17 protein-coding genes and 1 tRNA gene are annotated in these 19,883 nt (G+C 69.0%); 6 read left to right on the forward strand and 12 right to left on the reverse strand.

The annotated features are described in order from the left end of the window. Nucleotides 1-54: 54 nt before the first annotated feature. Complete coding sequence (locus VIP82_RS02605; RefSeq protein WP_331905730.1) at nt 55-1,272, reverse strand: LysR family transcriptional regulator; 1,218 nt, start codon at nt 1,270-1,272, stop codon at nt 55-57. On the opposite strand from VIP82_RS02605, the gene VIP82_RS02610 reads away from it, so the two are divergent. From VIP82_RS02610 to VIP82_RS02620, 3 genes are read left to right on the forward strand one after another with little or no spacing between them, the layout of a single operon-like run. Beyond that, nucleotides 1,212-3,254 carry an FAD/NAD(P)-binding protein gene (locus VIP82_RS02610; protein ID WP_331905731.1) on the forward strand — a complete coding sequence of 681 codons (2,043 nt, stop codon included), beginning with the start codon at nt 1,212-1,214 and terminating at the stop codon, nt 3,252-3,254. The two genes, VIP82_RS02605 and VIP82_RS02610, sit on opposite strands and share 61 nt — an antisense overlap. Further along, on the forward strand, nt 3,247-3,936 hold the full coding sequence (locus VIP82_RS02615) for an SDR family oxidoreductase (RefSeq protein ID WP_331905732.1): 690 nt from the start codon (nt 3,247-3,249) through the stop codon (nt 3,934-3,936). The genes VIP82_RS02610 and VIP82_RS02615 overlap by 8 nt, the downstream gene beginning before the upstream one ends. Beyond that, on the forward strand, nt 3,933-5,105 hold the full coding sequence (locus VIP82_RS02620) for a MalY/PatB family protein (protein WP_331905733.1): 1,173 nt from the start codon (nt 3,933-3,935) through the stop codon (nt 5,103-5,105). Before VIP82_RS02615 ends, VIP82_RS02620 begins: the two co-directional genes overlap by 4 nt. A 96-nt stretch (nt 5,106-5,201) precedes the next feature. Here VIP82_RS02620 and VIP82_RS02625 read toward each other — a convergent pair whose 3' ends face one another. The 4 genes from VIP82_RS02625 to VIP82_RS02640 all read right to left on the reverse strand — a co-directional run bounded on the left by VIP82_RS02625 (nt 5,202) and on the right by VIP82_RS02640 (nt 10,076). Beyond that, complete coding sequence (locus VIP82_RS02625; protein ID WP_331905734.1) at nt 5,202-6,908, reverse strand: glycoside hydrolase family 13 protein; 1,707 nt, start codon at nt 6,906-6,908, stop codon at nt 5,202-5,204. A gap of 65 nt (nt 6,909-6,973) precedes the next feature. Then, nucleotides 6,974-7,885 carry a carbohydrate ABC transporter permease gene (locus VIP82_RS02630; RefSeq protein ID WP_331905735.1) on the reverse strand — a complete coding sequence of 304 codons (912 nt, stop codon included), beginning with the start codon at nt 7,883-7,885 and terminating at the stop codon, nt 6,974-6,976. Continuing rightward, nucleotides 7,882-8,796: a carbohydrate ABC transporter permease gene (locus VIP82_RS02635; protein ID WP_331905736.1), complete on the reverse strand. Its 915-nt coding sequence runs from the start codon at nt 8,794-8,796 to the stop codon at nt 7,882-7,884. Before VIP82_RS02635 ends, VIP82_RS02630 begins: the two co-directional genes overlap by 4 nt. Next, complete coding sequence (locus tag VIP82_RS02640) at nt 8,793-10,076, reverse strand: ABC transporter substrate-binding protein (RefSeq protein ID WP_331905737.1); 1,284 nt, start codon at nt 10,074-10,076, stop codon at nt 8,793-8,795. The genes VIP82_RS02635 and VIP82_RS02640 overlap by 4 nt, the downstream gene beginning before the upstream one ends. A 130-nt stretch (nt 10,077-10,206) precedes the next feature. Here VIP82_RS02640 and VIP82_RS02645 point away from each other — a divergent pair, with 130 nt between their 5' ends. Further along, nucleotides 10,207-11,415, forward strand: a complete 1,209-nt coding sequence (locus VIP82_RS02645) for an ROK family protein (protein ID WP_331905738.1) — start codon at nt 10,207-10,209, stop codon at nt 11,413-11,415. Between the two features lie 461 nt (nt 11,416-11,876). Here VIP82_RS02645 and VIP82_RS02650 read toward each other — a convergent pair. The 3 genes from VIP82_RS02650 to VIP82_RS02660 all read right to left on the reverse strand — a co-directional run bounded on the left by VIP82_RS02650 (nt 11,877) and on the right by VIP82_RS02660 (nt 13,124). After that, nucleotides 11,877-11,949: transfer RNA gene (locus VIP82_RS02650), tRNA-Arg, on the reverse strand. A 115-nt stretch (nt 11,950-12,064) separates the two neighbouring features. Further along, nucleotides 12,065-12,463 carry an MmcQ/YjbR family DNA-binding protein gene (locus tag VIP82_RS02655; protein WP_331905739.1) on the reverse strand — a complete coding sequence of 133 codons (399 nt, stop codon included), beginning with the start codon at nt 12,461-12,463 and terminating at the stop codon, nt 12,065-12,067. Between the two features lie 31 nt (nt 12,464-12,494). After that, nucleotides 12,495-13,124, reverse strand: a complete 630-nt coding sequence (locus tag VIP82_RS02660; RefSeq protein WP_331905740.1) for an asparagine synthase — start codon at nt 13,122-13,124, stop codon at nt 12,495-12,497. 102 nt (nt 13,125-13,226) lie between these two features. Here VIP82_RS02660 and VIP82_RS02665 point away from each other — a divergent pair, with 102 nt between their 5' ends. Further along, nucleotides 13,227-14,075 (forward strand): SDR family NAD(P)-dependent oxidoreductase, encoded by an 849-nt coding sequence (locus VIP82_RS02665; protein WP_331905741.1) that lies wholly within the window; start codon nt 13,227-13,229, stop codon nt 14,073-14,075. Nucleotides 14,076-14,183: 108 nt separating this feature from the next. Continuing rightward, the gene (locus VIP82_RS02670; RefSeq protein ID WP_308868625.1) at nt 14,184-14,384 is read left to right on the forward strand and encodes a hypothetical protein; all 201 of its coding nucleotides are present in this window, start codon (nt 14,184-14,186) and stop codon (nt 14,382-14,384) included. 121 nt (nt 14,385-14,505) lie between these two features. On the opposite strand, the gene VIP82_RS02675 is transcribed toward VIP82_RS02670, so the two are convergent. From VIP82_RS02675 to VIP82_RS02690, 4 genes are all read right to left on the reverse strand, one after another. Next, nucleotides 14,506-15,450 carry an aldose 1-epimerase family protein gene (locus tag VIP82_RS02675; RefSeq protein WP_331905742.1) on the reverse strand — a complete coding sequence of 315 codons (945 nt, stop codon included), beginning with the start codon at nt 15,448-15,450 and terminating at the stop codon, nt 14,506-14,508. Between the two features lie 152 nt (nt 15,451-15,602). After that, complete coding sequence (araA, locus tag VIP82_RS02680; protein ID WP_331905743.1) at nt 15,603-17,114, reverse strand: L-arabinose isomerase; 1,512 nt, start codon at nt 17,112-17,114, stop codon at nt 15,603-15,605. 17 nt (nt 17,115-17,131) lie between these two features. Then, complete coding sequence (locus VIP82_RS02685; RefSeq protein ID WP_331905744.1) at nt 17,132-18,718, reverse strand: xylulokinase; 1,587 nt, start codon at nt 18,716-18,718, stop codon at nt 17,132-17,134. Beyond that, a complete protein-coding gene (locus VIP82_RS02690; RefSeq protein WP_331905745.1) occupies nt 18,715-19,527 on the reverse strand; it encodes an L-ribulose-5-phosphate 4-epimerase in 813 nt (270 codons plus the stop codon). Before VIP82_RS02690 ends, VIP82_RS02685 begins: the two co-directional genes overlap by 4 nt. Between the last annotated feature and the right edge of the window lie 356 nt (nt 19,528-19,883).

Below are 19,883 nucleotides of genomic sequence, written 5' to 3' on the forward strand. Positions count from 1 at the left end.
TGGGCAGCGGCGTCGGGTTTCGTCGCCGTGGTGATGACGCTAGGCGGGCCGTCGTTAACTCGGGGTTACGTTGTATCGCCGCTCGTCATGCATGCGTCGGTCCGCATTATGAGTGCGTCCGCGCAGGTCCCCGGCGGTCCGCAGCCGCCAGATCATGCCGTCGATCGCGGTGATCGCGTCAGTCAGTGCGGCGACCGCAGGCAGTGTCAGCTTGGTAGCGGGGACGAGCAGGCTTATCGTCCGAGTGATTTCCGAATCGAGCTTCTGCACCGCGACGTTGGGAGGCAGAAGGGTGGTTCCCAGAGTGAGCCGGGGCACTAGCGCGATGCCGAGGTCGGCGGCCACCATGCCGACCGTGGCACTGAAGTTGTCGGTCTCGTACACGATGTTCGGGGCATAGCCGACGGCCTCGCACGCTCGGATGAGGTGGGTGCTGCACCTCGGGCACCCTGCGATCCAGGGGTCGTCTTCGAGGTCCTCCAAGGGCAGACGCGGCAGGTCGACGAGCGGGTGATCGCGCGACATCAACACGAAGAGCGGATCGACGAAGAGATCGGCGGTCCACAGCCCGCGCGGCGGGTCGGGATGGTGGGTGGGGTTTCGCTCGCCGGGGTAGCTGAATACCAGGCCGACGTCGGCGTCACCGCCGACCACGAGCTCGGTCGCCTCCGGAGGCTCGCTCTCGGTGTACTGGACCATCACCCCTGGATGACGCTCGCGCATCCCGGACAAGAGATGGGGCACGATCGTGGACGACGCCGACGGGAAGCCGACTAGCCGCACCCGACCGGAACGGAGGTTAGCGGCCCCGGCGAGCTCGATGCTCGCCGCCTGCAGCGCGTCCAGCACCCCGCCGGCGTGCCGACTAAGCAGCACCCCGATGTCGGTGAGCTCGACGCTGCGCCCCTGCTTGACGACGAGAGTCATCGACAGCCGCCGCTCGGCGCGGTGCAGGTGCTGACTGATGGCCGGCTGCGTCGTGCCGAGGGCGCGAGCCGCGCCGGTGATCGACCCGGTCTCAGCGATGGCGCGCACGATGCGCAGCGTCTGCAGATCCAGGCTGATATCGGTATCGGATTCGAGGGGCATGGCGACCTCCGTCGTCAGGACACACCCTCGGGTCGGCGGTGGATGACTCCAGCCAAGCACCCTCGTGTTTCGGGCAGGCAACACCGCGTGCACCGCTGTATAACCACCCGTTATGCGATTGCATGACACGGCGCGCGGCGCGCTATACAGATCGCGTGACTGACGTACCTCTGACCCCTCCATCCGATCCCGTGGTGTGTCTGATCGGTGTCGGGCCCCGCGGCACGTGCGTGATCGAAAGGCTCGGAGCGATTGCACACGCGGAGCTCGGTGACCGTCCGTGGACGCTGCACCTCGTTGACGATGCGCCGTTCGGCGCCGGGCGCATCTGGCGGCTCGATCAGACGCAGGAGCTCTGCATGAACACCCTGAGCGGTGCGGTCACCCTCTTCACCGACGACGCCAGCACGGTGATGGGGCCGATTTCACCAGGACCCACGATGCAGGAGTGGTGCCTGCTTGCGCGCGACGCGCTGGACGGCACGGACGCCGCGGCGGGTGTACCCCCGGCGCACCGGGAAGCTTTTGACCGCACACCACTGCCTGTCGGCTTCCTGGAACGCGAGCACCTCGTCGACGAGGCACGGCGCGTGCGACCCGAGAGCCACCCGAGCCGCGCGCTGTACGGCGCGTACATCACCTGGTGCTTCGACCACGCCCTCGCCGCGCTGCCGTCGTCGGTCACGGTCGTGACGCACCGCGCCCGCGCGATCGGGCTCGAACCGGACGGCGGGCGCGAGCGGGTGCTGCTGAGCGGCGGCACGACCATCATCGCCGACGACGTCATCCTCTCCCCTGGGTGGCTCGTGAGTGCCGACCCGGCCTCCGACCGGCTGTTGGCCTCGGAGGTGCGCAGCCGGCGCGATCTCGTCTGGGTGCGCCAGGGCAGTCCTGTCGAGCAGGACCTGGACGCGGTGCCCGCGGGCGAGCCCGCGATCGTGCGGGGTCTCGGAATGGGATTCTTCGACGCGATGGCCCTGCTCACGATCGGCCGGGGAGGCAGGTTTCGCGGTCACGGCTGTCAGCTCGTGTACGAGCCGAGCGGGCGCGAGCCGGTCCTGCACGTCACGTCGAGGCGCGGTATCCCTTTCCATGCGAAGTCGTTGTGGGCTGGACTGCCGCCGGTCGCCCGGCAAACCTACTTCTCGCGATTCGACCCGACCGCGATCGATCGTCCGATCGACTTCGAGGTCGACCTGTGGCCTCTGATCGTGCAAGATGCCCTCGCCGGCTGGTACCGCGCGATCGCCGAGACGCGGCCATACGCCCTGCACGCGTCCCTCGCGGAGATCCTGCGTCTGATCGACGACCCGACGTTGGTGATGGATGCCGCGGCCATCGACAACGCGATTGCCGCCATCGTTCCTGATCGGCGCGACCGCTTTCATCTCGAAACCCTCCTGTCGCCCACGACGGAACCCTGGTCGTCGCCTGACACGTTCCAGGACTGGGTCATCGAGCATGTCAAGAACGACCTCGCCGAGGCCACGCTAGGCATGGCGAGTCCACTCAAGCGCGCGTTGTGGGAGGTCAACGCCGCGCGAAAGCCGACCGCGAAGTACATGGCGTTCACGACGGCGACGGCCGAGACGCATGCCAGCGCACTGCATCGTTCGTTCGTGTCGTTCGGCGCGATGATCGGCAGCGGCCCGCCCGCGTTTCGCAACGCGCAGCTGCTGGCCCTCGCCGACGCGGGGCTCGTGCGCTTCATCGGGCCGGACGGCCGAATCGGCGTCGACGTCGACGGGTTTCACGTCGAGTCGGCTCTCGTCGCGAAGTCGCGAGTGTCGGCCTACGCGCTCGTGGACGCATTCCTGAACGCCCACGATGCACGGGCGAGCAACGACCCGCTGATGCGCGGGCTCGCCGAGCGCGGGATCGTCAGACCGCACCGGCGGTACATGCGCGATGGAGCGATCGCTCCGGGGCCCGGATACGCCGTCGAACCCGGCTCCAGCCGGGTGATCGGAGCTGACGGCACGGTAACGCGGCACATCCAGATCATCGGAATTCCTGTCGAGGACACCCGCGGCGACACTGTGATCAGCCCCATGCCCCGCGTCGACGCGACGTTCCTCCGCGAGGCGGACGGCGCCGCACATGCCGCGCTGCGCACGGTTTTCCCCTCGCTCGCCCTGTCCGCTCAGGAGGTCCTGCATGTCTGAGATCCGGAAGGTCGCCGTCATCGCGGGCGCCACCAGCGGTATGGGCTGGGAGATCGCGTGCGACCTCGCCGCAGACCACGAGGTCATCGCCCTCGGCCGTGAGGCCGCGGCGCTCGCCGAACTGGACGCGAGACCCGGCATCCGTGCGGTGTCGTGTGACATCACCTCCGCCGCGCAGCGCGAGGAGCTGGCAGCAGGCCTCGGCCGGGTCGACGTGCTGGTCCACGCAGCCGCCGGCGCTACCACGGACGCCGCCGGTCCAGAAGCCTGGGACGCCATGCTCGGGATGTTCCTCGTCGCGCCGGCGGAGCTGACGCGACTGCTTCTCCCCGGCCTGCGTGAGTCGCGCGGCACCGTGGTCTTCATCGGCTCCGGTGCCGGCACGCGCGCCATCCCCAGGATGGCGTTGTACACCGCTGCCAAGCACGGCCTGCGCGGATACGCCGACGTGCTCCGCATCGCCGAGTCGCCGCACGGCGTGCGCGTGGCGACCGTCGCACCCGGCCCGACCGACACTCCGGGTCACCGCCGGGGCCTCGCCGCGTCGGCGACGCCATACGAGCCGGAGCGGTACGTGCGCCCCGCGAGCGTCGCCCGGGCGGTGCGCTTCGTGGTCGACGCCTCGGAGGACGTGCACCTCACGGATGTCGCCGTCCGCCCGCGTGTGGAGCTGTCCCGGTGACCCCGCCCTACCGCCGCGATCCCTGGACGACGCGCAAGTGGGAGGTCGGCGATCCCGAGATCGGCGCCTGGATCGCCGAGTCGGACTTCGGGACCGCTCCCGCAATCAGCGCGGCGCTACACCAGGCGGTCGACAAGGGATTCCTCACGTACCTGCCCGACCATGCCGCGGCGGCCGCCGAGAGCGCGTGCTCCCGCTTCCTCGCGGCCAGGTACGACTGGCACGTGGGCGCCGACCGGGTGCATCTGGTTCCCGACGTCGTGGCCTCACTGCGCATCGCGATGGAGCACTTCCTGCAACCGGGTGCTGCGATCGCGGTGCCGACGCCGTGCTACGCGCCGTTCCTGCATGCGCCCGCGCGCGCCGGTCGGCGCGTCATCCAGGTTCCGTCTGTCCATGTCGCCGGTCGGTGGCGCATCGACACGGCTGCCCTCGCCCGGGCCTTCGCGGACGGCGCGGGCATGCTGGTGCTCTGCAACCCCCACAACCCGCTCGGGCAGGTGATGAACCTCGATGAGCAGCGCGACGTCGCGGCCGTGGTGGAGCACTACGGTGCTCGGGTGTTCTCGGACGAGATCCACGCTCCCTTGGTCTACCCCGGCGCCCGCCATCGGCCGTACGCGGCGCTTTCACCGGCGACGGCGGCGCACACCATCACGGCGACGGCGACCTCGAAGGGCTGGAACATCCCGGGTCTCAAGAGCGCGCAGCTCATCCTCACGTCCGACGCTGACGAGACGCTCTGGCGTAAGCGCGACATCGTGCCGTATCTGGAAGGAAGCATCCTCGGCGCCGTCGCGGCACGTGTGGCGTACACGGATGCCGTCCCCTGGCTCGACGAGACGACGCGGGTGTTCGACGCGAATCGCCGCCTACTGGCAGCGCTTCTGGCCGAGCATGCCCCCGACATCGGATATCGGATGCCCGAAGCGACCTATCTCGCCTGGCTCGACTTCCGCGCCTACGACCTCGACGTCGACCCCGCGCACTTCCTCCGCCACGAGGCGGGCGTGGTGGCTTCCAGCGGAGCCGACTGCGGGCTCGGCGGCGAGGGTTTCGTGCGGTTCAACTTCGCGATGCCGGCTGAACTTCTCAAGCGGTCGGCCGAGGCGATGGGAAGGGCGTTGAGCGGGACCCGACGGCGGCGTCCACGGATCGTGGGGCAATAGCGTCTCCTGCTCAGCCAGAGACGGGCTGCCCGCTCTGGCCACGGATCTCCTCGAACCGCGACGGACGAGGTTCGAGGAGATCCGTGCCGCTCCCCGCTAGACGGAGCCGAGGCGCGCGGGAGCGATCCAGACGGTCGTTTCGGGCGCGACGGACCCCGCGGAGGTTCCGGAGCTCGAGAGAACCACTTCGCCTCCGTCATCGAGCGCGTACAGCTCGACGCCGAAATTCGTCACCACCTGCCAGCCGTTGGGGCGGGCGAAGCGCAGGACGTCGCTGCGTCCGGTCGGCAGCCACTCCAGCTGTTCGCCGGTCTGCAGTTCGTGGCGCAAACGCAGCGCTTCGCGGTAGAGGTTGAGCGTCGACATGGGATCGTCAGCTTCGGCGTCAACGGCATGCCGGGCGAACCACGCGGGCTGCGGCAGGTGTGCGCCGCCGTCACCGAACCCGAACGACCGCCCGTCGGCACGCCACGGCAGCGGCACGCGGCATCCGTCTCGCCCGATCTCGGCGCCCGCTGTGCGGAAGAAGGTCGGGTCCTGACGCTCGGATGTCGGGATCTCCGACACCTCGTGCAGGCCGAGCTCCTCCCCTTGATAGAGGTAGGTCGATCCCGGGAGTCCCAGCAGGAACAGCGTCGCGGCGTTCGCCCGTCGCGAGCCCTTCTCACGGTCGAGCACCGGCTCAGCGCCGCCCGAGACGAGCCAGGCGTTGCCGGGCCGCTCGTCGTCATGACGCCACCCGTCGTCACCGGCAGCGTTAGGCAGGCCGTACCGCGTCGCGTGCCGCACGACGTCGTGGTTCGACAGCACCCAGGTGCTGGAGGATCCCGACTGGGCCGCGAGTGCCAGGTTGTCCGAGATGATGCGACGGAACTGGTCGGCGTCGAAGTCCGCGACGAGCAGGTCGAAGTTGAACGCCTGACCCAGGCTCTCGGGTCGTGAGTACAGGTGGATGCGCGAGGGGTGCACCCATGCCTCGGCTACTGCGGTGCGCGGCGGGTCGTACGAGTCGAACACGGTGCGCCACTCCGCGTAGATGTCGTGCACGTCGTCGCGGTCGATCAGCGGGTGATTGCCGTCTTGCGGGATGAGCGCCAGCTGGTCGCGCGAGGGAAGCGGCTCGGTGAGGTCCTTCGTGAGCATGTGCGCGACGTCGATGCGGAAGCCGTCCACACCGCGGTCTGACCAGAACCGCAGCGTCGTGAGGAAGTCTTCGTGCACGTCGCGGTGGTGCCAGTTGAGGTCGGGCTGCTCGGTGGCGAAGTTGTGGAGATACCACTGGCCGTCCTCGACGCGCTCCCACGCCGATCCGCCGAAGACCGAGAGCCAGTCGGTGGGCGGCTCGGCGCCGTCCGTGCCCGTGCCCTCGCGGAAGATGTAGCGCTCGCGGGCCGCCGATCCGCGTCCGGCGGCGAGTGCTTCTTGGAACCACGCGTGCCGGTCCGACGTGTGGTTGGGCACGATGTCGACCACGACCTTGATGCCACGCGCGTGGAGCGCGGCGAGCATCGCGTCGAAGTCGTCGAGCGTGCCCAGGCGCGGGTCGACGTTGCGATAGTCGGCGACGTCGTAGCCGCCGTCGGCGAGCTCAGACGGGTAGAACGGGCTCAGCCACACCGCGTCGATGCCGAGCTCGCTGAGGTACTCGACGCGCGATGCGATGCCGGGGATGTCGCCGAGGCCGTCGCCGTTCGAGTCGGCGAAGCTGCGCGGATAGATCTGGTAGACGACGGCTTGACGCCACCACGGTGCGAGGTCGGCGTCTCGAGACGTGTCGAATGCGAGGTCGAGGGAGGTTGTCACGGCTGAGGGGTCCTTCCGATGGTTGCGTGACGGACAGGGATACGAGAGGGCGGAGGCCCGAGGGCTCAGCCCTTGACAGCGCCTTGAGTGACGCCTTCCATGACCCAACGCTGCGTGAACAGGTAGGCGACGATGGCGGGCGCCATGGCCATGAGGTACGAGGCGAACGAGACGTTGTAGTTGTTGCTGAACTGCGTCTGGAACAGGTTCTGCCGCACTGGGAGCGTCTGCATAGCCGGATCGGAGATGATCAGCGACGGCATCATGAAGTCGTTCCAGGCGTAGAGGAACGCGAAGATGCCGACCGTGGCGCTCATCGGAGCCAGGAGTGGAAAGATCATGTGCCAGAACGTCTGCCACGTGGTGGCGCCGTCGATGCGCGCGCTCTCCTCGAGCTCGATCGGGATCGAGCGCAGGAACGCCGTGAACAGGAGCACACTGAAGCTCAGCTGGAACATGGTCGCCAGCAGGATGACTCCCACCGGGTTGTCAAGCCCGACGCGTCCGGTGAGCTGGATCTGCGGCAGCGCCACCACCGGGAACGGGATGAACATTGCGGCGAGCAGGTAGAAGAACGAGTACCGGAACAGCCGGCGGTCCCAGTTGCGCACGATCGCGTACGACGCGAACGCAGCGAGGACGATCGTCGCGATGACGGTGCCGGCGGTGACGAACAACGAGATCGCCGCGCCCACCGGGAACTTGGTGAGGGTCCACGCCTCCACAAAGCCTTCGACGCTGAAGGGCGCGGGCAGCGAGAACGCGTTGCCGTCGACGGCCTGGCCGGTCGTCTTGAACGCCATCGAGATCGTCACGTAGAGGGGCAACAGCACAGTGACGGCGCACAGGATGAGGATGATCGTGCCCGACCAGCTCACCCGCTCGGTGAGTTGCGGACGCTTGGCAGGCTGGACCTTCTGTAGGCCGACGGACACGTCTGCCTGCTCGAAGGCGAGCGCCGGCTGACTGGTGGTCATGAGAACTGGTTCCTTCCGCGCGTGAGCGAGAGCTGGAGGAGCGAGATGAGGACGGCGACGATGAAGAAGATGGTCGCGTTGGCCATCTGGTAGGCGTAGTCGCCGCCGTTGAAGCCCGCAATGATCGTCATGGCGATGCTGCGGGTCGCGGTGCCCGGACCTCCGTTGGTGAGGCCGACGATGATGTCGTAGGCGTTGAGGAAGCCCTTGAAGCCGAGAATCACGTTGATCACGACGTACCCGGCGACGAGCGGCAGGGTGATGCGGAACAGTTGCTGCGTCGTGGACGCGCCGTCGAGATCGGCCGCCTCGTACACATCTCCCGGGACCGCGAGCAGTCCCGCAATGTAGATGAGTAGCGTGCCCGGGATCGCTTGCCATGCCGTGACGATCACGATCGCCACCCAGGCGAGGTCGGGGTTGGCCAGCAGGCTGGTCGCGAGCCAAGGCACCCCGAGCGCACCGCCCGCTGCCGGGATGGAGTTCGAGAACAGGAAGTTGAAGACGTAGGCGATGATGATGCCCGAGATCACCATGGGGATCACGAAGACCGTGCGCAGTCCCGTCTTGAACCGGATGCGGGAGGTCAGCCCGACCGCCAGCAGGAACGCCACCACATTGACGACGATCACTGTCGCCACCGCAAAGCCGAACGTGAACAAGTAGCTCTGCAGGATCGCCGGGTCGCTGAAGAGCGCGATGTAGTTCGTCAGGCCGATGAAGTTCCAGTCGCCGATGCCTATGGAGTCGGTGAAGCTGAAGAAGATGCCGATGGCACCCGGCACCGCAATGGCCAGTGTGAACAGCGTGAGGCTCGGGAGCAGGAAGAGGTAGTAGATCGGCTCGACTCGGCGACTGCTGCGCCTGGATGTCGGGTCGCCCTGGGTGACGATCGTGGTGGTCGCGCTCATCGTGCTGACTCCTTCGTCTCACTGGAGGGCGCGGGCTGGCGGAAGGCCAGGCGCGCCCAGTCCTGATCCAAGGTGCGCAGCACGGAGGCCGCATCCGCCCCCAGCACCATCGACTGGGTGTAGTTGAAGACCGGGATCGTCTTGGGCACCAGCACCGAGGGACCTTGGTAGACCTGACCGTCGTCGTAATACTCCTGCATGCCCTCGATCCGCGGGTCGTCCGGCGGCGCGGCATCCGTCGTCGGTGTGAAGCCGAGCTGCGATGCGTTGTAGGCCTCGATGCGCGCGGGTTCGTAGAGGTACTCGAGGAAGTCGCGGGCGGCTTCCTTGTGGCGCGAAGCGTCGGGGATCATCGCCGCGAGATCCATGTTGACGCGGACCGCGAGATCGTCGGCGTCGTCGGTCACCGGCAGGGGGAACGTGCCGAGCTCGAGATCGGGTGACGTCTTCGCGATCTCGCTGAACGCCCACGGCCCTTGCAGGTACATCGCCGCCTCGCCGTTCGCGAACGCCAGGTTGCCGTCGCCGTAGCCCCGACTCGCCGCGTCGTCGTTCACGTACGTCCCGGCGAGCTGGAGCATCCGGTCCATCGGCTCGGCGAAGTCCTTCTGGAACGAGACATCCGAATCGGGGCCCACCAGCGTGCCCTCCGCGGCGAGGCGGTCGAAGAAGTCGACGACGTCTAGCGAGCCGCCGACCGAGTAGTCGTACCAGCCCTGCCCGATCGTCCAGTCGTCCTTGAAGGTGGCGTAGAACGGTGTGACGCCCGCATCCTGCAGCGTTTCGCACACCTCGAGCAGCTCGCTCCAGGTCTGCGGCACGTCCAGCCCGTGCTCGGCGAAGATCTCCTTGTTGTAAATCACCGACGACGCCATCACCGAGTACGGCAGTGCACTCGTGCGGCCGTCGCACGTGCCGTACTGATCCATGAGCGGTTGAAGGTCGTCGCGGATACGGGCGGCGGCATGGGTCTCGGACAGGTCGCTCAAGGCGCACCGTTGCACGAATCGGGCGACCTCGAAGTTGTAGTTCGCGAGCATGAGGTCGGGCGGATTGCCGCGCACGAAGCTCGCCGAGACGACGTCGACCCCCGAGGTGTCCATCTCGACGCGTACGCCGCTCTGGGAGGCGTTGTACTCGGCGACGACCTCGTTCATGAAGTCGAGCGCTTCGCGCTTGCTGAACGTGAAGCGGATGCTCTCACGTCCGTCGACCGAGCATCCAGCAAGCAGCCCGGCGCCGACCGCCAGCACCGCCCCCACCGCCGCGGCGCGTCGCATGCGTCTTCTTTCCGACATCCTCGTCCTCCGTTTCGCATCCTCGCGATGGAATAGCCAGTGAATAAATCTACTCGCAATATCAATGCTCGCAGGGCAGTATTGCAGGGCGGGACAGAGAGGGTCAAGATCTGTGACGACATTGCTTCCGACAACCACGTCGCGGCCGGCGAGCCTCGACACCGTGCTCGCCTACGCGTGGGACGTCGCCGGCTTCACCGCCACCGACGCGATGGAGGCGACGGGTCTCACGCGCACCACTGCGATCGACGCGATGGACTCGCTCGTCGAACTCGGCCTCCTGCGAGAGCTGCCCAACGCGCGCGAGGCCGGCGCCTATCGCAAGGGCCGCCCGGCCCGTCGCTTCGAGCTCCGCGATGACGCAGCGGTGCTGATCGGCGTCGACGCGGGCAACGTGCATGTCACTGCCGTGGTCACCGACCTTCGTTCACGGCCGCTCTCGACGCAGCGGCGGACTCTCGAACTCGACCGCGACAACGCTGAGACGCGACGCGGCCTCATCGTCTCCGCCGTCGACGACGCGCTCGCGGACGCCAGTAAGGGCCGCGGCGACGTGCTCGCGATCTATGCCGGAGTGCCGGCACCCGTCAACGAACACGGACGTTCTCCGAAGCATCCCGATGGATTCTGGGAACGGATGAATCCCGATCTCGTCGACGCCTTCGCGTGGGCGCCCCTCGCACGGATTGAGAATGACGCGTCGCTCGCCGCTGTCGCCGAGGGGACCGTCGGTGCGGCTGTCGGATGCCGCGACTACATCGCCCTCCTCGCGGGAGCCAGACTCGGCGCTGGTGTGGTCGTCGACGGACATCTGCTCCGCGGGCGTCACGGCGGCGTCGGCGAGATGGTCGCGTTCGACCACGTGGACGGCGTCGGCGCCGCAGACGGGCTGGGTACCCGCGCCGCCGCGTGGGCCGCTGAGGCTGCCGTCCGCAATGAGCTGGCGCCGGGCAGTGCCCTCGCCTCACTCTCCCCCGAGCACGTCGACGGACGCGCCGTTCTCGAACTGGCCGCGGCGGGAGACGACGACGCGCGACGCATCGTCTTGCGCGTCGGTGCCGTCCTCGCCCGCATCGTCAGCGTGCTGGGAAGCATGTTCGACCCAGAACGCGTCGTCGTCTCCGGCGCGATCTCGGCCGGAGTCGACGAGGTAGTGGCCGCCGCACGTCGCGCTCTCCCGACCGATCTGGATTTGCCCGCCCCGGATCTCGTCATCTCGAGGCTCGGTGCCGACGTGGTCGCTACCGGCGCCGTGGCCGCCGCAGCCACAGCGGTGAAACAACAAGGTCTCGACCTGTGGTCGATGCGCTCTCGCAGCTGATTCGGACTCCACACGCCACGCCCCTCTGGACACGGCGTTGAGGCAGAACACCTCGTCGCGGTGCATACGCGAGGTGGAACATTCGCCGCACCCGTCGACATAACCGACCTCGCCTCGATCACCGAGATGCGCGCCAACTGGAACCTCCGGCCGCCTCGCGCGCGGCCAGGATCACCCAGCGGAACATTGGGAGACTCATCACTGAGATATCAACTGCATCCATCCCGGTCTGCGACCCGGGCGCACCGGCAACCGCAGTGAATTGGTTCCCGCAGTCGATGCCGGTGCCTCCTCGCGCGATCAGCGGACGCGCGACGGCGCACTCACACCCTCGATAAGTGCCCAGACTTGTGGTGTGCCGTGATCATGTGGCGTCACCGACACCCCGTGGTTGAACCGGAGATACAAGAAAAGCGCCGGCGAACCGGCGCTTTTCTCGAGGTTACTGTCTCAACACAGTGCGCGCCCGAAGGGACTCGAACCCCTAACCTTCTGATCCGTAGTCAGATGCTCTATCCATTGAGCTACGGGCGCATGTCGTTCGCAGCAGCGCACAACGTCGTCAAGAATACCTCACGGCCACCCGCGGCGCGAATCGGCGGCAGGATGCCGGATTCCCGGGCGTGTTCCCCTCCTCCAGGCTCGTTCGTCATGCGTCCTGGGCGTCGAGTGCGCGCAGCTGCCGCTGCAGGGCGACGCGACGGTAGGAGGTGTCCAGGAGCTCGGCGAGCAGCTCCCAGTCGCCGGCATCCGCTTCCACACGGATGGCGAGCCAACCGTAAGCACCCTCGTAGGGCGGCACGAAGACATCGTCTCGCTCGAGCAGCGCCGGACGCTCCAGGTCGTCGGGGATGAACTCCACCGCACCCGCGTCGTCGTGGGCGGCACCCACGATGGCGAATTGGCGCTTGCCGGCACGGAACGTCGAACGGCCGTGCGCGAGCACCTCGGCCGCCTCGGGGTACGCCATGCACAGCCGGCGCACGCGCTCGGTCAACGGGTGCTCCCGCGGGAAGCGCATAGGGTGCGGTGCAACGTCGTCGGACACGGCTCGAGGGTACGCCCACGTCCGGCGGGTGTCAGGAGTCGAGCTCGCTGACGTCGACGCCCGAGATGCGCGGCGATGCCGCTGCAGGCCCGGCAGCGGGTGCGGCATCCGTGTCTTCCTCGTCGCGGTGACGCTTGTGCGCGGCGAGGCGCGGCAGGTCGACGAGGCGGATCGACTGCATGCGGGCGGCGCGCATGCGGTCGTAGTCGGGATCCAGCTCGGGCCGCATGCCCTCGACGCGCAGGCGGCGCTGCAGGTTGGCCTCGACGTCGCCCCAGGCGGCGTCGCGCGACTGCTCGATGAGCGAGCGCACGACATGCGGGTCGTCGGCCATGCGGCGGAGCGCCTGCGCCACTCCCGCGTACTGCCGGCCCCGGCGGCGGAGGTTGCGGGTGTCGCGATCGCGATAGTCGTGGGTGCCGTCGGGGTCGGTGAACTTGCCCCATGCCTTCTTGCGCTGGCGCTTCACGAGGGCCGCCGCCTCGTCCTGCTCGTCGGCGAGCGCGGTCAGCGTCTCGCGGGCGAACGGGGTGAAGGCGACCACGTCGAACTGTTCGTCATGCGCGATCGTCTCGACGAGGATGCGGTTGCGGATCGCCAGCCGTGCGGCGGCGGACGCGATGGACACCCCTTCGGCGATCGCCTCTGCGGTCTTGCCCATCGCACCTCCCCCATGAAGGCTAGCGTCCGAAGCGGCGTCCCGAGTCAGCGAGAATCGTAGGCACGGCTCGTCGACGGCGACGAGCGCAGCGAGAGGCAGCAGATGACGAGAACGCGATCCCTGGACGTGCGCGGACGCACCACCGTCATCACCGGCGGAGCCGCAGGGATGGGTGCCGAGGTCGCTCGTCAGCTCGCCGCGCGGGGTGCCCGCATCGCGCTGCTCGACCGCAACGCCGACGGGCTCACCGCGGTCGCTGCGAGCCTCGAGGGCACTGGTCATACGACACACGTCGTCGACCTCACCGACGACGAGGCGGTGGCAGCCGTCGTCGCTGACGTCGAAGCATCCCATCTTCACGTGCAGTCCCTCGTCACGTGCGCCGGGTCGTCGATGCTGGGCGACATCGACCAGCTGACGATGGCCGAGATGCGCTGGCTCATGGACGTCAACCTGTGGGGCACGGTCAACGTCACGAAGGCGCTCCTGCCCGCGCTGCGTCGCGAGCCCGCCGCCCACATCACGCACCTGGTGTCGATCTACGGCCTCGCCGCACCGGCGGGACGCATCCCGTACGCGATGAGCAAGTTCGCCGTGCGCGGGTTCACCGAATCGCTTCGGCACGAGCTGGAGCGCTCCACCATCACCGTGGGCGCGGTCTACCCGGCCGGGGTGAAGACCGGCATCATCCTGCACGGCCGGTATGCCGCGGCGATCGATCCCGCGATCGCCCAGCGCGCCGCCTCGGCGCAAGCCACGATGTACCACACCGAACCCGCGGATGCCGCGGCTCGCATCGTCGAGGCGACGATCCGCCGTCGCCCCCGCACCATGATCGGGCGGGAGGCGCGGCTGGTCGACGTGCTCGCGCGCGTCGCGCCCACCCGCTACTGGGCGCCGATGCGTCGGCCGCTCCGCGACGCGATCGACACCACGACGCCGATCCGCTGACCGCGGCGGACCCTCCATGTATCAAGCGGGTCGCGTCAGTGCAACCCCCTGACCAGCTCGGAGGCCCCGGCGTAGCGTCGATGTCATCCCTCATGAGAGGAGAGATCGATGGGATTCATGGACGACGCGAAAGAGACGGCTGCGGCCGTCGGCGAGAAGATCAAAGACGCGTGGGAAGACACCACCGATCGAGTCGGCGACAAGGTCGACGAGATGAAGGCTGATGCCGACGTCAAGAAGGCCGAAGCCGAGCGCGACTCGGTGAAGACGCGCAACGACATCAAGGAAGACCTGCGGGACAGCACCTGAACCCCGCTCACGATGAAGGCGGAGCCGACCGGGGGGCCGGCTCCGCCTTCGTCGTGTGCGGCACATCGCGGAACGGACCGCGACCGCCCGATCAGCAATGGTGCTGATCAGCGGCGACTGATCAGCCGATGGCGCCGATCCGCCACGATGCGGTGACGGATGCGTCGGGCTCGATGACGAGCAGACCCGCGTCGTAGTCGTACGACCCGCCGTTGAAGGCGTCGGGTGCGCAGGTCATCGGCTCGACGGCGAGACCCAGCCGGCTCTGCGCGGCGTCGGGCTTGTCGGCGGTGTGGACCTGCACCCACGGGCACGCGGCATCCCACGACATCTGCACACCTGAACCGGCGGCATCCGTCACCCGCACCGTGGCCGTGCCATCGGCGTCACGGGTGAGGCCGGAGTACGCGTGATCGATCTCGGCGGAGCCGATCGGCCGCGCCGAGCGGAAGTCGAAGCGCTCCGGGTCCTCGGCATCGACCGCGACGAGGCCGGTCGGGATGAGGCGGTCGGCCGTGACGGCGAGCACCTGCGTGGCGGGCAGCTCGAGCGTCCAGCCGTCGACGCGGCCGTCGCCGGCGACGAGGTACGGGTGCGGCCCGGTCCCCCACGGCGCCGGCTCGTCGCTCTCGTTGTGGGCGGTGACGGACTGGGTCAGCCCGTCCGGTCCGAGGGCGAAGGTCGTCGTGACGACGATGCGCCACGGGTAAGCCGTCTGCGGCTGGATGACGGCCGCCAGGGTCACGTGGTCCGGCCCCTTGTCGATCGCCTCGAAGTCGAGCCACGTCGCCAGGCCGTGCAGCGCGTGCGAGCGCGCGGGCTCGGTGAGGGGCAGCTGGAAGTCCCGGCCGCCGAACGAGTAGCGCCCGTCGACGACGCGGTTCGGCCACGGCGCAAGGGTCGCGCCGCGGTGCGCGGGACGCACCTCGTCGGCCTCGAACGGCACGACGAGGTCGCGGCCGCGATACGTGAGCGAGCGGAGCGTCGCGCCGACGCTCGCGACGACGGCTTCGTAGTCGCCGGCGCGGAGCGCGTGCTGGATTCCGGATGCGGGGGGACGTGCCATGAGGGCTCCTTGGAGATCGGGGATGCCGCCAACCAGAGTAGCGGCGAGGGTCGCGCGCCTCGAACAAGGGGATGTGCGCCGAGACCGAGGCGGTGCCCCCTGCTTCGCGCGGAATCCCCGGTCTCATCGAGACCGGGGATTCTGCGACGGGCTCAGAGCCCCTGCGCGAGACGGTAGTAGGCCTGGTTCCAGCGAAGCTCGCGCTGGAAGCCGCGCGCCGTGGTGTCCTCGTCGATGACGACGAGCTCGGTCGCCGCGATCTCGGCGAAGTCCCGGAACACCTCGATGCCGACCGCGGTGGTCATGACGGTGTGGTGCGCGGCACCGGCCGCGAGCCAGCAGGCGGCGCTCGTGGCGAAGTCCGGCGCGGGCTTCCAGACAGCGCGTCCGACGGGGAGCTTCGGCAGGTCGGGTGCGTCCACGTTCTCGACGACGTTCGCCACGAGCCGGAAGCGGTCGCGCATGTCGCTCATGGCGACGACCAGCGCCGGTCCGGGGTCGGCCGTGAAGACCAGACGCACCGGGTCGTCCTTGCCGCCGATGCCGAGGGGGTGCACCTCGAGGCGCGGCTTGGCCGTGGTCAGCGACGGCGAGACCTCGAGCATGTGGGCGCCGAGGATCTTCTCGTCACCGGCGACCAGGTCGTACGTGTAGTCCTCCATGAGGCTCGCGCCGCCGGGGAGGCCCGCGCCCATGACGTTCGCGACACGCACCAGGATGGCGGTCTTCCAGTCGCCCTCGGCGCCGAAGCCGTAGCCCTCGGCCATGAGGCGCTGCACGGCGAGACCGGGCAGCTGCTTCAGCGCGCCGAGGTCCTCGAACGAGGTCGTGAAGGCGCCGAAGCCGCCCTCCTCGAGGAACGAGCGCAGCCCGACCTCGATGGCGGCGCCGTCGCGCAGCGACTGGTGGCGGTCGCCGTCCGGCCGCAGCTCGGGCGCGACGTCGTACGACTCGAGGTACTCGGCGACCAGCGCGTCGACGTCGGCGTCGGACGCGGCATCCACCGCCTCCACCAGCTCGTTCACGCCCCACGTGTTCACCTGCACGCCGAAGCGCAGCTCAGCCTCGGTCTTGTCGCCCTCGGTGACGGCGACGTAGCGCATGTTGTCGCCGAAGCGGGCGAGCTTCAGCGTGCGCGAGGCGGCCCAGCCGGCCGCGGCGCGCTGCCAGTCCTCGACCTGCCGGCGCACCGCGGGGTTCGAGACGTGGCCCACCACGGTCTTGCGGGCGACGCCGAGGCGCGTCTGGATGTAACCGAACTCGCGGTCGCCGTGCGCCGCCTGGTTCAGGTTCATGAAGTCGAAGTCGATCTCGGCCCAGGGCAGCTCGACGTTCGCCTGCGTGTGAAGGTGCAGGAGGGGCTTCTGCAGCGCATCGAGTCCTGCGATCCACATCTTCGCGGGGCTGAACGTATGCATCCACGCCACGACACCGATGACGTCGTCGCGCGCGTTGACGTCGAGGGCAAGGCGGCGGATCGAGTCGGAGTCCTTGAGCACCGGCTTCCACACGACCTTGACCGGAAGGCCCGCGAGGCCCTCCGCAACGGCCTGCGACTGCTCGGCGACCTGGCGCAGGGTCTCTTCGCCGTAGAGGTTCTGGCTGCCGGTGACGAACCAGATCTCGTAGGCGTCGAGCGAGGTGGACAGGGGCGTACGGGTCATCGTGGTTCCTTCGGGTTTCAGAGAGCGGTGACGGCGGCGGCCTCGACGGCCAGGCCTGCGCGGTAGCGGTCGAGATAGGCGGCGAAGCCGGCGGCATCGGCGGGGTCGGGCTCGGCGGTCACGATCGCCGCGTTCGCGAAGACCCGGTCCTCGAGGTAGGCGGCGAGGCTCAGGTCGCCGGCGTGCGGGAGGTAGGCGGCGAGCACGGCGATGCCCCACGCCCCGCCCTCCGAGGCGGTGTCGCCGACAGACACCGGAGCGCCGAGCGCGCCGGCGAGGAAACGCTGCGCGACCCCGGCGGTGCGGAACATGCCGCCGTGGGCGAACATGCGGTCGAGGCCGACCCCTTCGTCGTCGAGCACGCGCATGCCGAGGGCGAGCGTGCCGAACACGCCGTAGAGCTGGGCGCGCATGGCGTTCGCGAGCGTAAAGCGGCTGTCGGGCGTCCGCACGAACAGCGGACGGCCTTCGGTGAGGCCGGCGATCGGCTCGCCGGCCAGGTGATTGTAGGCCAGCAGCCCCCCGGCATCCGCCTCGCCCTCGAGCGCTTCCTGGAACAGGGTCTCGTACACGGCGTCGTCGGCGAGCGGCGTCCCCGACGCGGCTGCGAACCGGGCGAACATGCCCGCCCACGCTGCGAGCTCGCTGGCGCCGTTGTTGCAGTGCACCATGGCCACCGCGTCACCCGACGGGGTCGTGACGAGGTCGAGCTCGTGGTGGACGCGTTCGAGCGGCCCCTCGAGAACGACCATCGCGAAGATGCTCGTGCCCGCGCTGACATTGCCGGTGCGCGGTGCGACGGCGTTGGTCGCGACCATTCCCGTGCCCGCGTCGCCTTCAGGAGCACAGAACGGGATGCCGGGGCGCAGCGCCCCCGTCGGGTCGAGGAGGGCGGCGCCCTCCGCCGTCAATGCGCCGGCGGGAGCACCCGCGACCAGCACCCGAGGCAGCAGCTCGGAGACATGGGCGACCGCGAGCCGCCCCGCGGCGAGCTCGTCGTAGCGCGCGAGCATCCCGGCGTCGTAGTCGCCCGTCGCGGAGTCGATCGGGAACATCCCCGACGCATCGCCGACGCCAAGCACCTTCTCCCCCGTCAGGCGCTGGTGGACGAAGCCGGCGAGAGTCGTGACGAAGCGGATGTCGGGGACGTGCGACTCGGCATCCACCACCGCCTGGTGCAGGTGCGCGATCGACCAGCGCAGCGGGATGTTCACGCCGAACGCGTCGGTCAGCTCCGCCGCCGCGGGTCCGGTGTTCGTGTTCCGCCACGTGCGGAACGGCACGAGCAGCGTGCCCGCCTCGTCGAACGCGAGGTAGCCGTGCATCATGGCCGAGACGCCGATCGCGTCGAATGTCTCGGGCGAGACGCCGTGGCGCTGCTGCGCGTCGGAGACGAGATCGGCGTACGCGGCCTGCAGCCCCGTCCACACCTCGTCGAGCGAGTAGGTCCACAGGCCCGACTCGTACCGGTTCTCCCACGCGTGCGAGCCCACGGCGAGCACGTTCGCCGGGTCGTCGGCGTCCACGAGGCACGCCTTGATGCGGGTCGAGCCCAGCTCGATGCCGAGCGCCGTGCGCCCGGCCCGGATCGCGTCGGCGCTCATCGGCCGGCCTCTTCCGCGCGCTCGTCGGCAGCGCCGCGAGGCTCATCGGCACCGTCGCGAGGCTCATCGGCACCATCGCGACGTTCGTCGGACGATTGGCCGTACACGTTCTGGTACCGGTCGAAGAGACGGTCGATCGCGTCCTGCGGGATCGGGATCAGCGGACCGGCCTCACGCGCGTAGTGCACGGTGCGGGCGACGTCCTCGACCATGACCGCGGCCTTGACGGCGTCCTTCGCCGACACTCCGATCGTGAACGGGCCGTGGTTCTGCATGAGCACGGCGCGGGAGCGATGGCCGGTCAGCGTCTCGACGACGCCGCGGCCGATCGAGTCGTCGCCGATGATCGCGAACGGACCGATGGGGATCGGCCCGCCGAACTCGTCGGCCATGGCCGTGATGACGCAGGGGATCTCTTCGCCTCGTGCGGCCCACGCCACGGCGAAGGTCGAGTGCGTGTGCACCACGCCGCCGACGTCGGGCATGTGGCGGTACACGTAGGCGTGCGCCGCGGTGTCGCTGGAGGGGCTGCGGTCGCTGCCCGGCGTGCCGGGGACGACGTTGCCGTCGAGATCGCACAGGATCATGTTCTCGGGGGCGAGGTCGTCGTACGAGACGCCCGACGGCTTGATGACGAAGAGGTCGGCGCCGGGAACGCGTCCCGACACGTTGCCGCCGGTCCAGACCACGAGGCCGTAGCGCACGAGCTCGCCGTGGAGCTTCGCGACATCGGTCCGGACGGCGGCGATGGATGCCTCGACCTCGGGGGTGAACGCGGGTGCCGGCGTCGTCGGCTCGGGGCTGGTCACGGGGTCCTCCGTCGGGTCTCGTGCGGTCGCGCGGCTCGCTCGGTCGCGCGGATCGATGTTACCGGTAACATCGCCGGTCGCCAACCCGCTTCCACCGGCATCCGAATGCTCGGCTGTCGCAATCTGCGGCTGCTCGACACGAATTGCGACAGGCGAGCGGTCTCATGCGGTCGCGTCGGCATGATCAGCGCGGCGGGGCGGTGGAGGCGCGCACGACGAGACGCGGTGCGCCGGCGGCCGAGGGTCGCTCGCCGAGGACGGCCGCGACGGCGCGGCGGGCCTCCCCCGCCAGGTCGAGGCCCACGGTGGTGAGCGCCGGGCGGTAGAAGGCGGCATCCGGATTGTCGTCGAAGCCC

The organism is Microbacterium sp. (assembly GCF_036566905.1).
In the GTDB taxonomy this organism is placed as follows: Bacteria; Actinomycetota; Actinomycetes; order Actinomycetales; family Microbacteriaceae; genus Microbacterium.

Excerpts from the sequence above, each read along its gene's own strand:
- VIP82_RS02665 (WP_331905741.1), top strand. The coding sequence starts at position 13,227 with ATGACGAGAACGCGATCCCTGGACGTGCGCGGACGCACCACCGTCATC.
- VIP82_RS02615 (WP_331905732.1), top strand. The coding sequence starts at position 3,247 with ATGTCTGAGATCCGGAAGGTCGCCGTCATCGCGGGCGCCACCAGCGGT.
- VIP82_RS02675 (WP_331905742.1), bottom strand. The coding sequence starts at position 15,450 with ATGGCACGTCCCCCCGCATCCGGAATCCAGCACGCGCTCCGCGCCGGC.
- VIP82_RS02630 (WP_331905735.1), bottom strand. The coding sequence starts at position 7,885 with ATGACCACCAGTCAGCCGGCGCTCGCCTTCGAGCAGGCAGACGTGTCC.
- araA (WP_331905743.1), bottom strand. The coding sequence starts at position 17,114 with ATGACCCGTACGCCCCTGTCCACCTCGCTCGACGCCTACGAGATCTGG.
- VIP82_RS02670 (WP_308868625.1), top strand. The coding sequence starts at position 14,184 with ATGGGATTCATGGACGACGCGAAAGAGACGGCTGCGGCCGTCGGCGAG.
- VIP82_RS02610 (WP_331905731.1), top strand. The coding sequence starts at position 1,212 with ATGACACGGCGCGCGGCGCGCTATACAGATCGCGTGACTGACGTACCT.
- VIP82_RS02660 (WP_331905740.1), bottom strand. The coding sequence starts at position 13,124 with ATGGGCAAGACCGCAGAGGCGATCGCCGAAGGGGTGTCCATCGCGTCC.
- VIP82_RS02685 (WP_331905744.1), bottom strand. The coding sequence starts at position 18,718 with ATGAGCGCCGACGCGATCCGGGCCGGGCGCACGGCGCTCGGCATCGAG.
- VIP82_RS02605 (WP_331905730.1), bottom strand. The coding sequence starts at position 1,272 with ATGGAGGGGTCAGAGGTACGTCAGTCACGCGATCTGTATAGCGCGCCG.
- VIP82_RS02640 (WP_331905737.1), bottom strand. The coding sequence starts at position 10,076 with ATGCGACGCGCCGCGGCGGTGGGGGCGGTGCTGGCGGTCGGCGCCGGG.
- VIP82_RS02635 (WP_331905736.1), bottom strand. The coding sequence starts at position 8,796 with ATGAGCGCGACCACCACGATCGTCACCCAGGGCGACCCGACATCCAGG.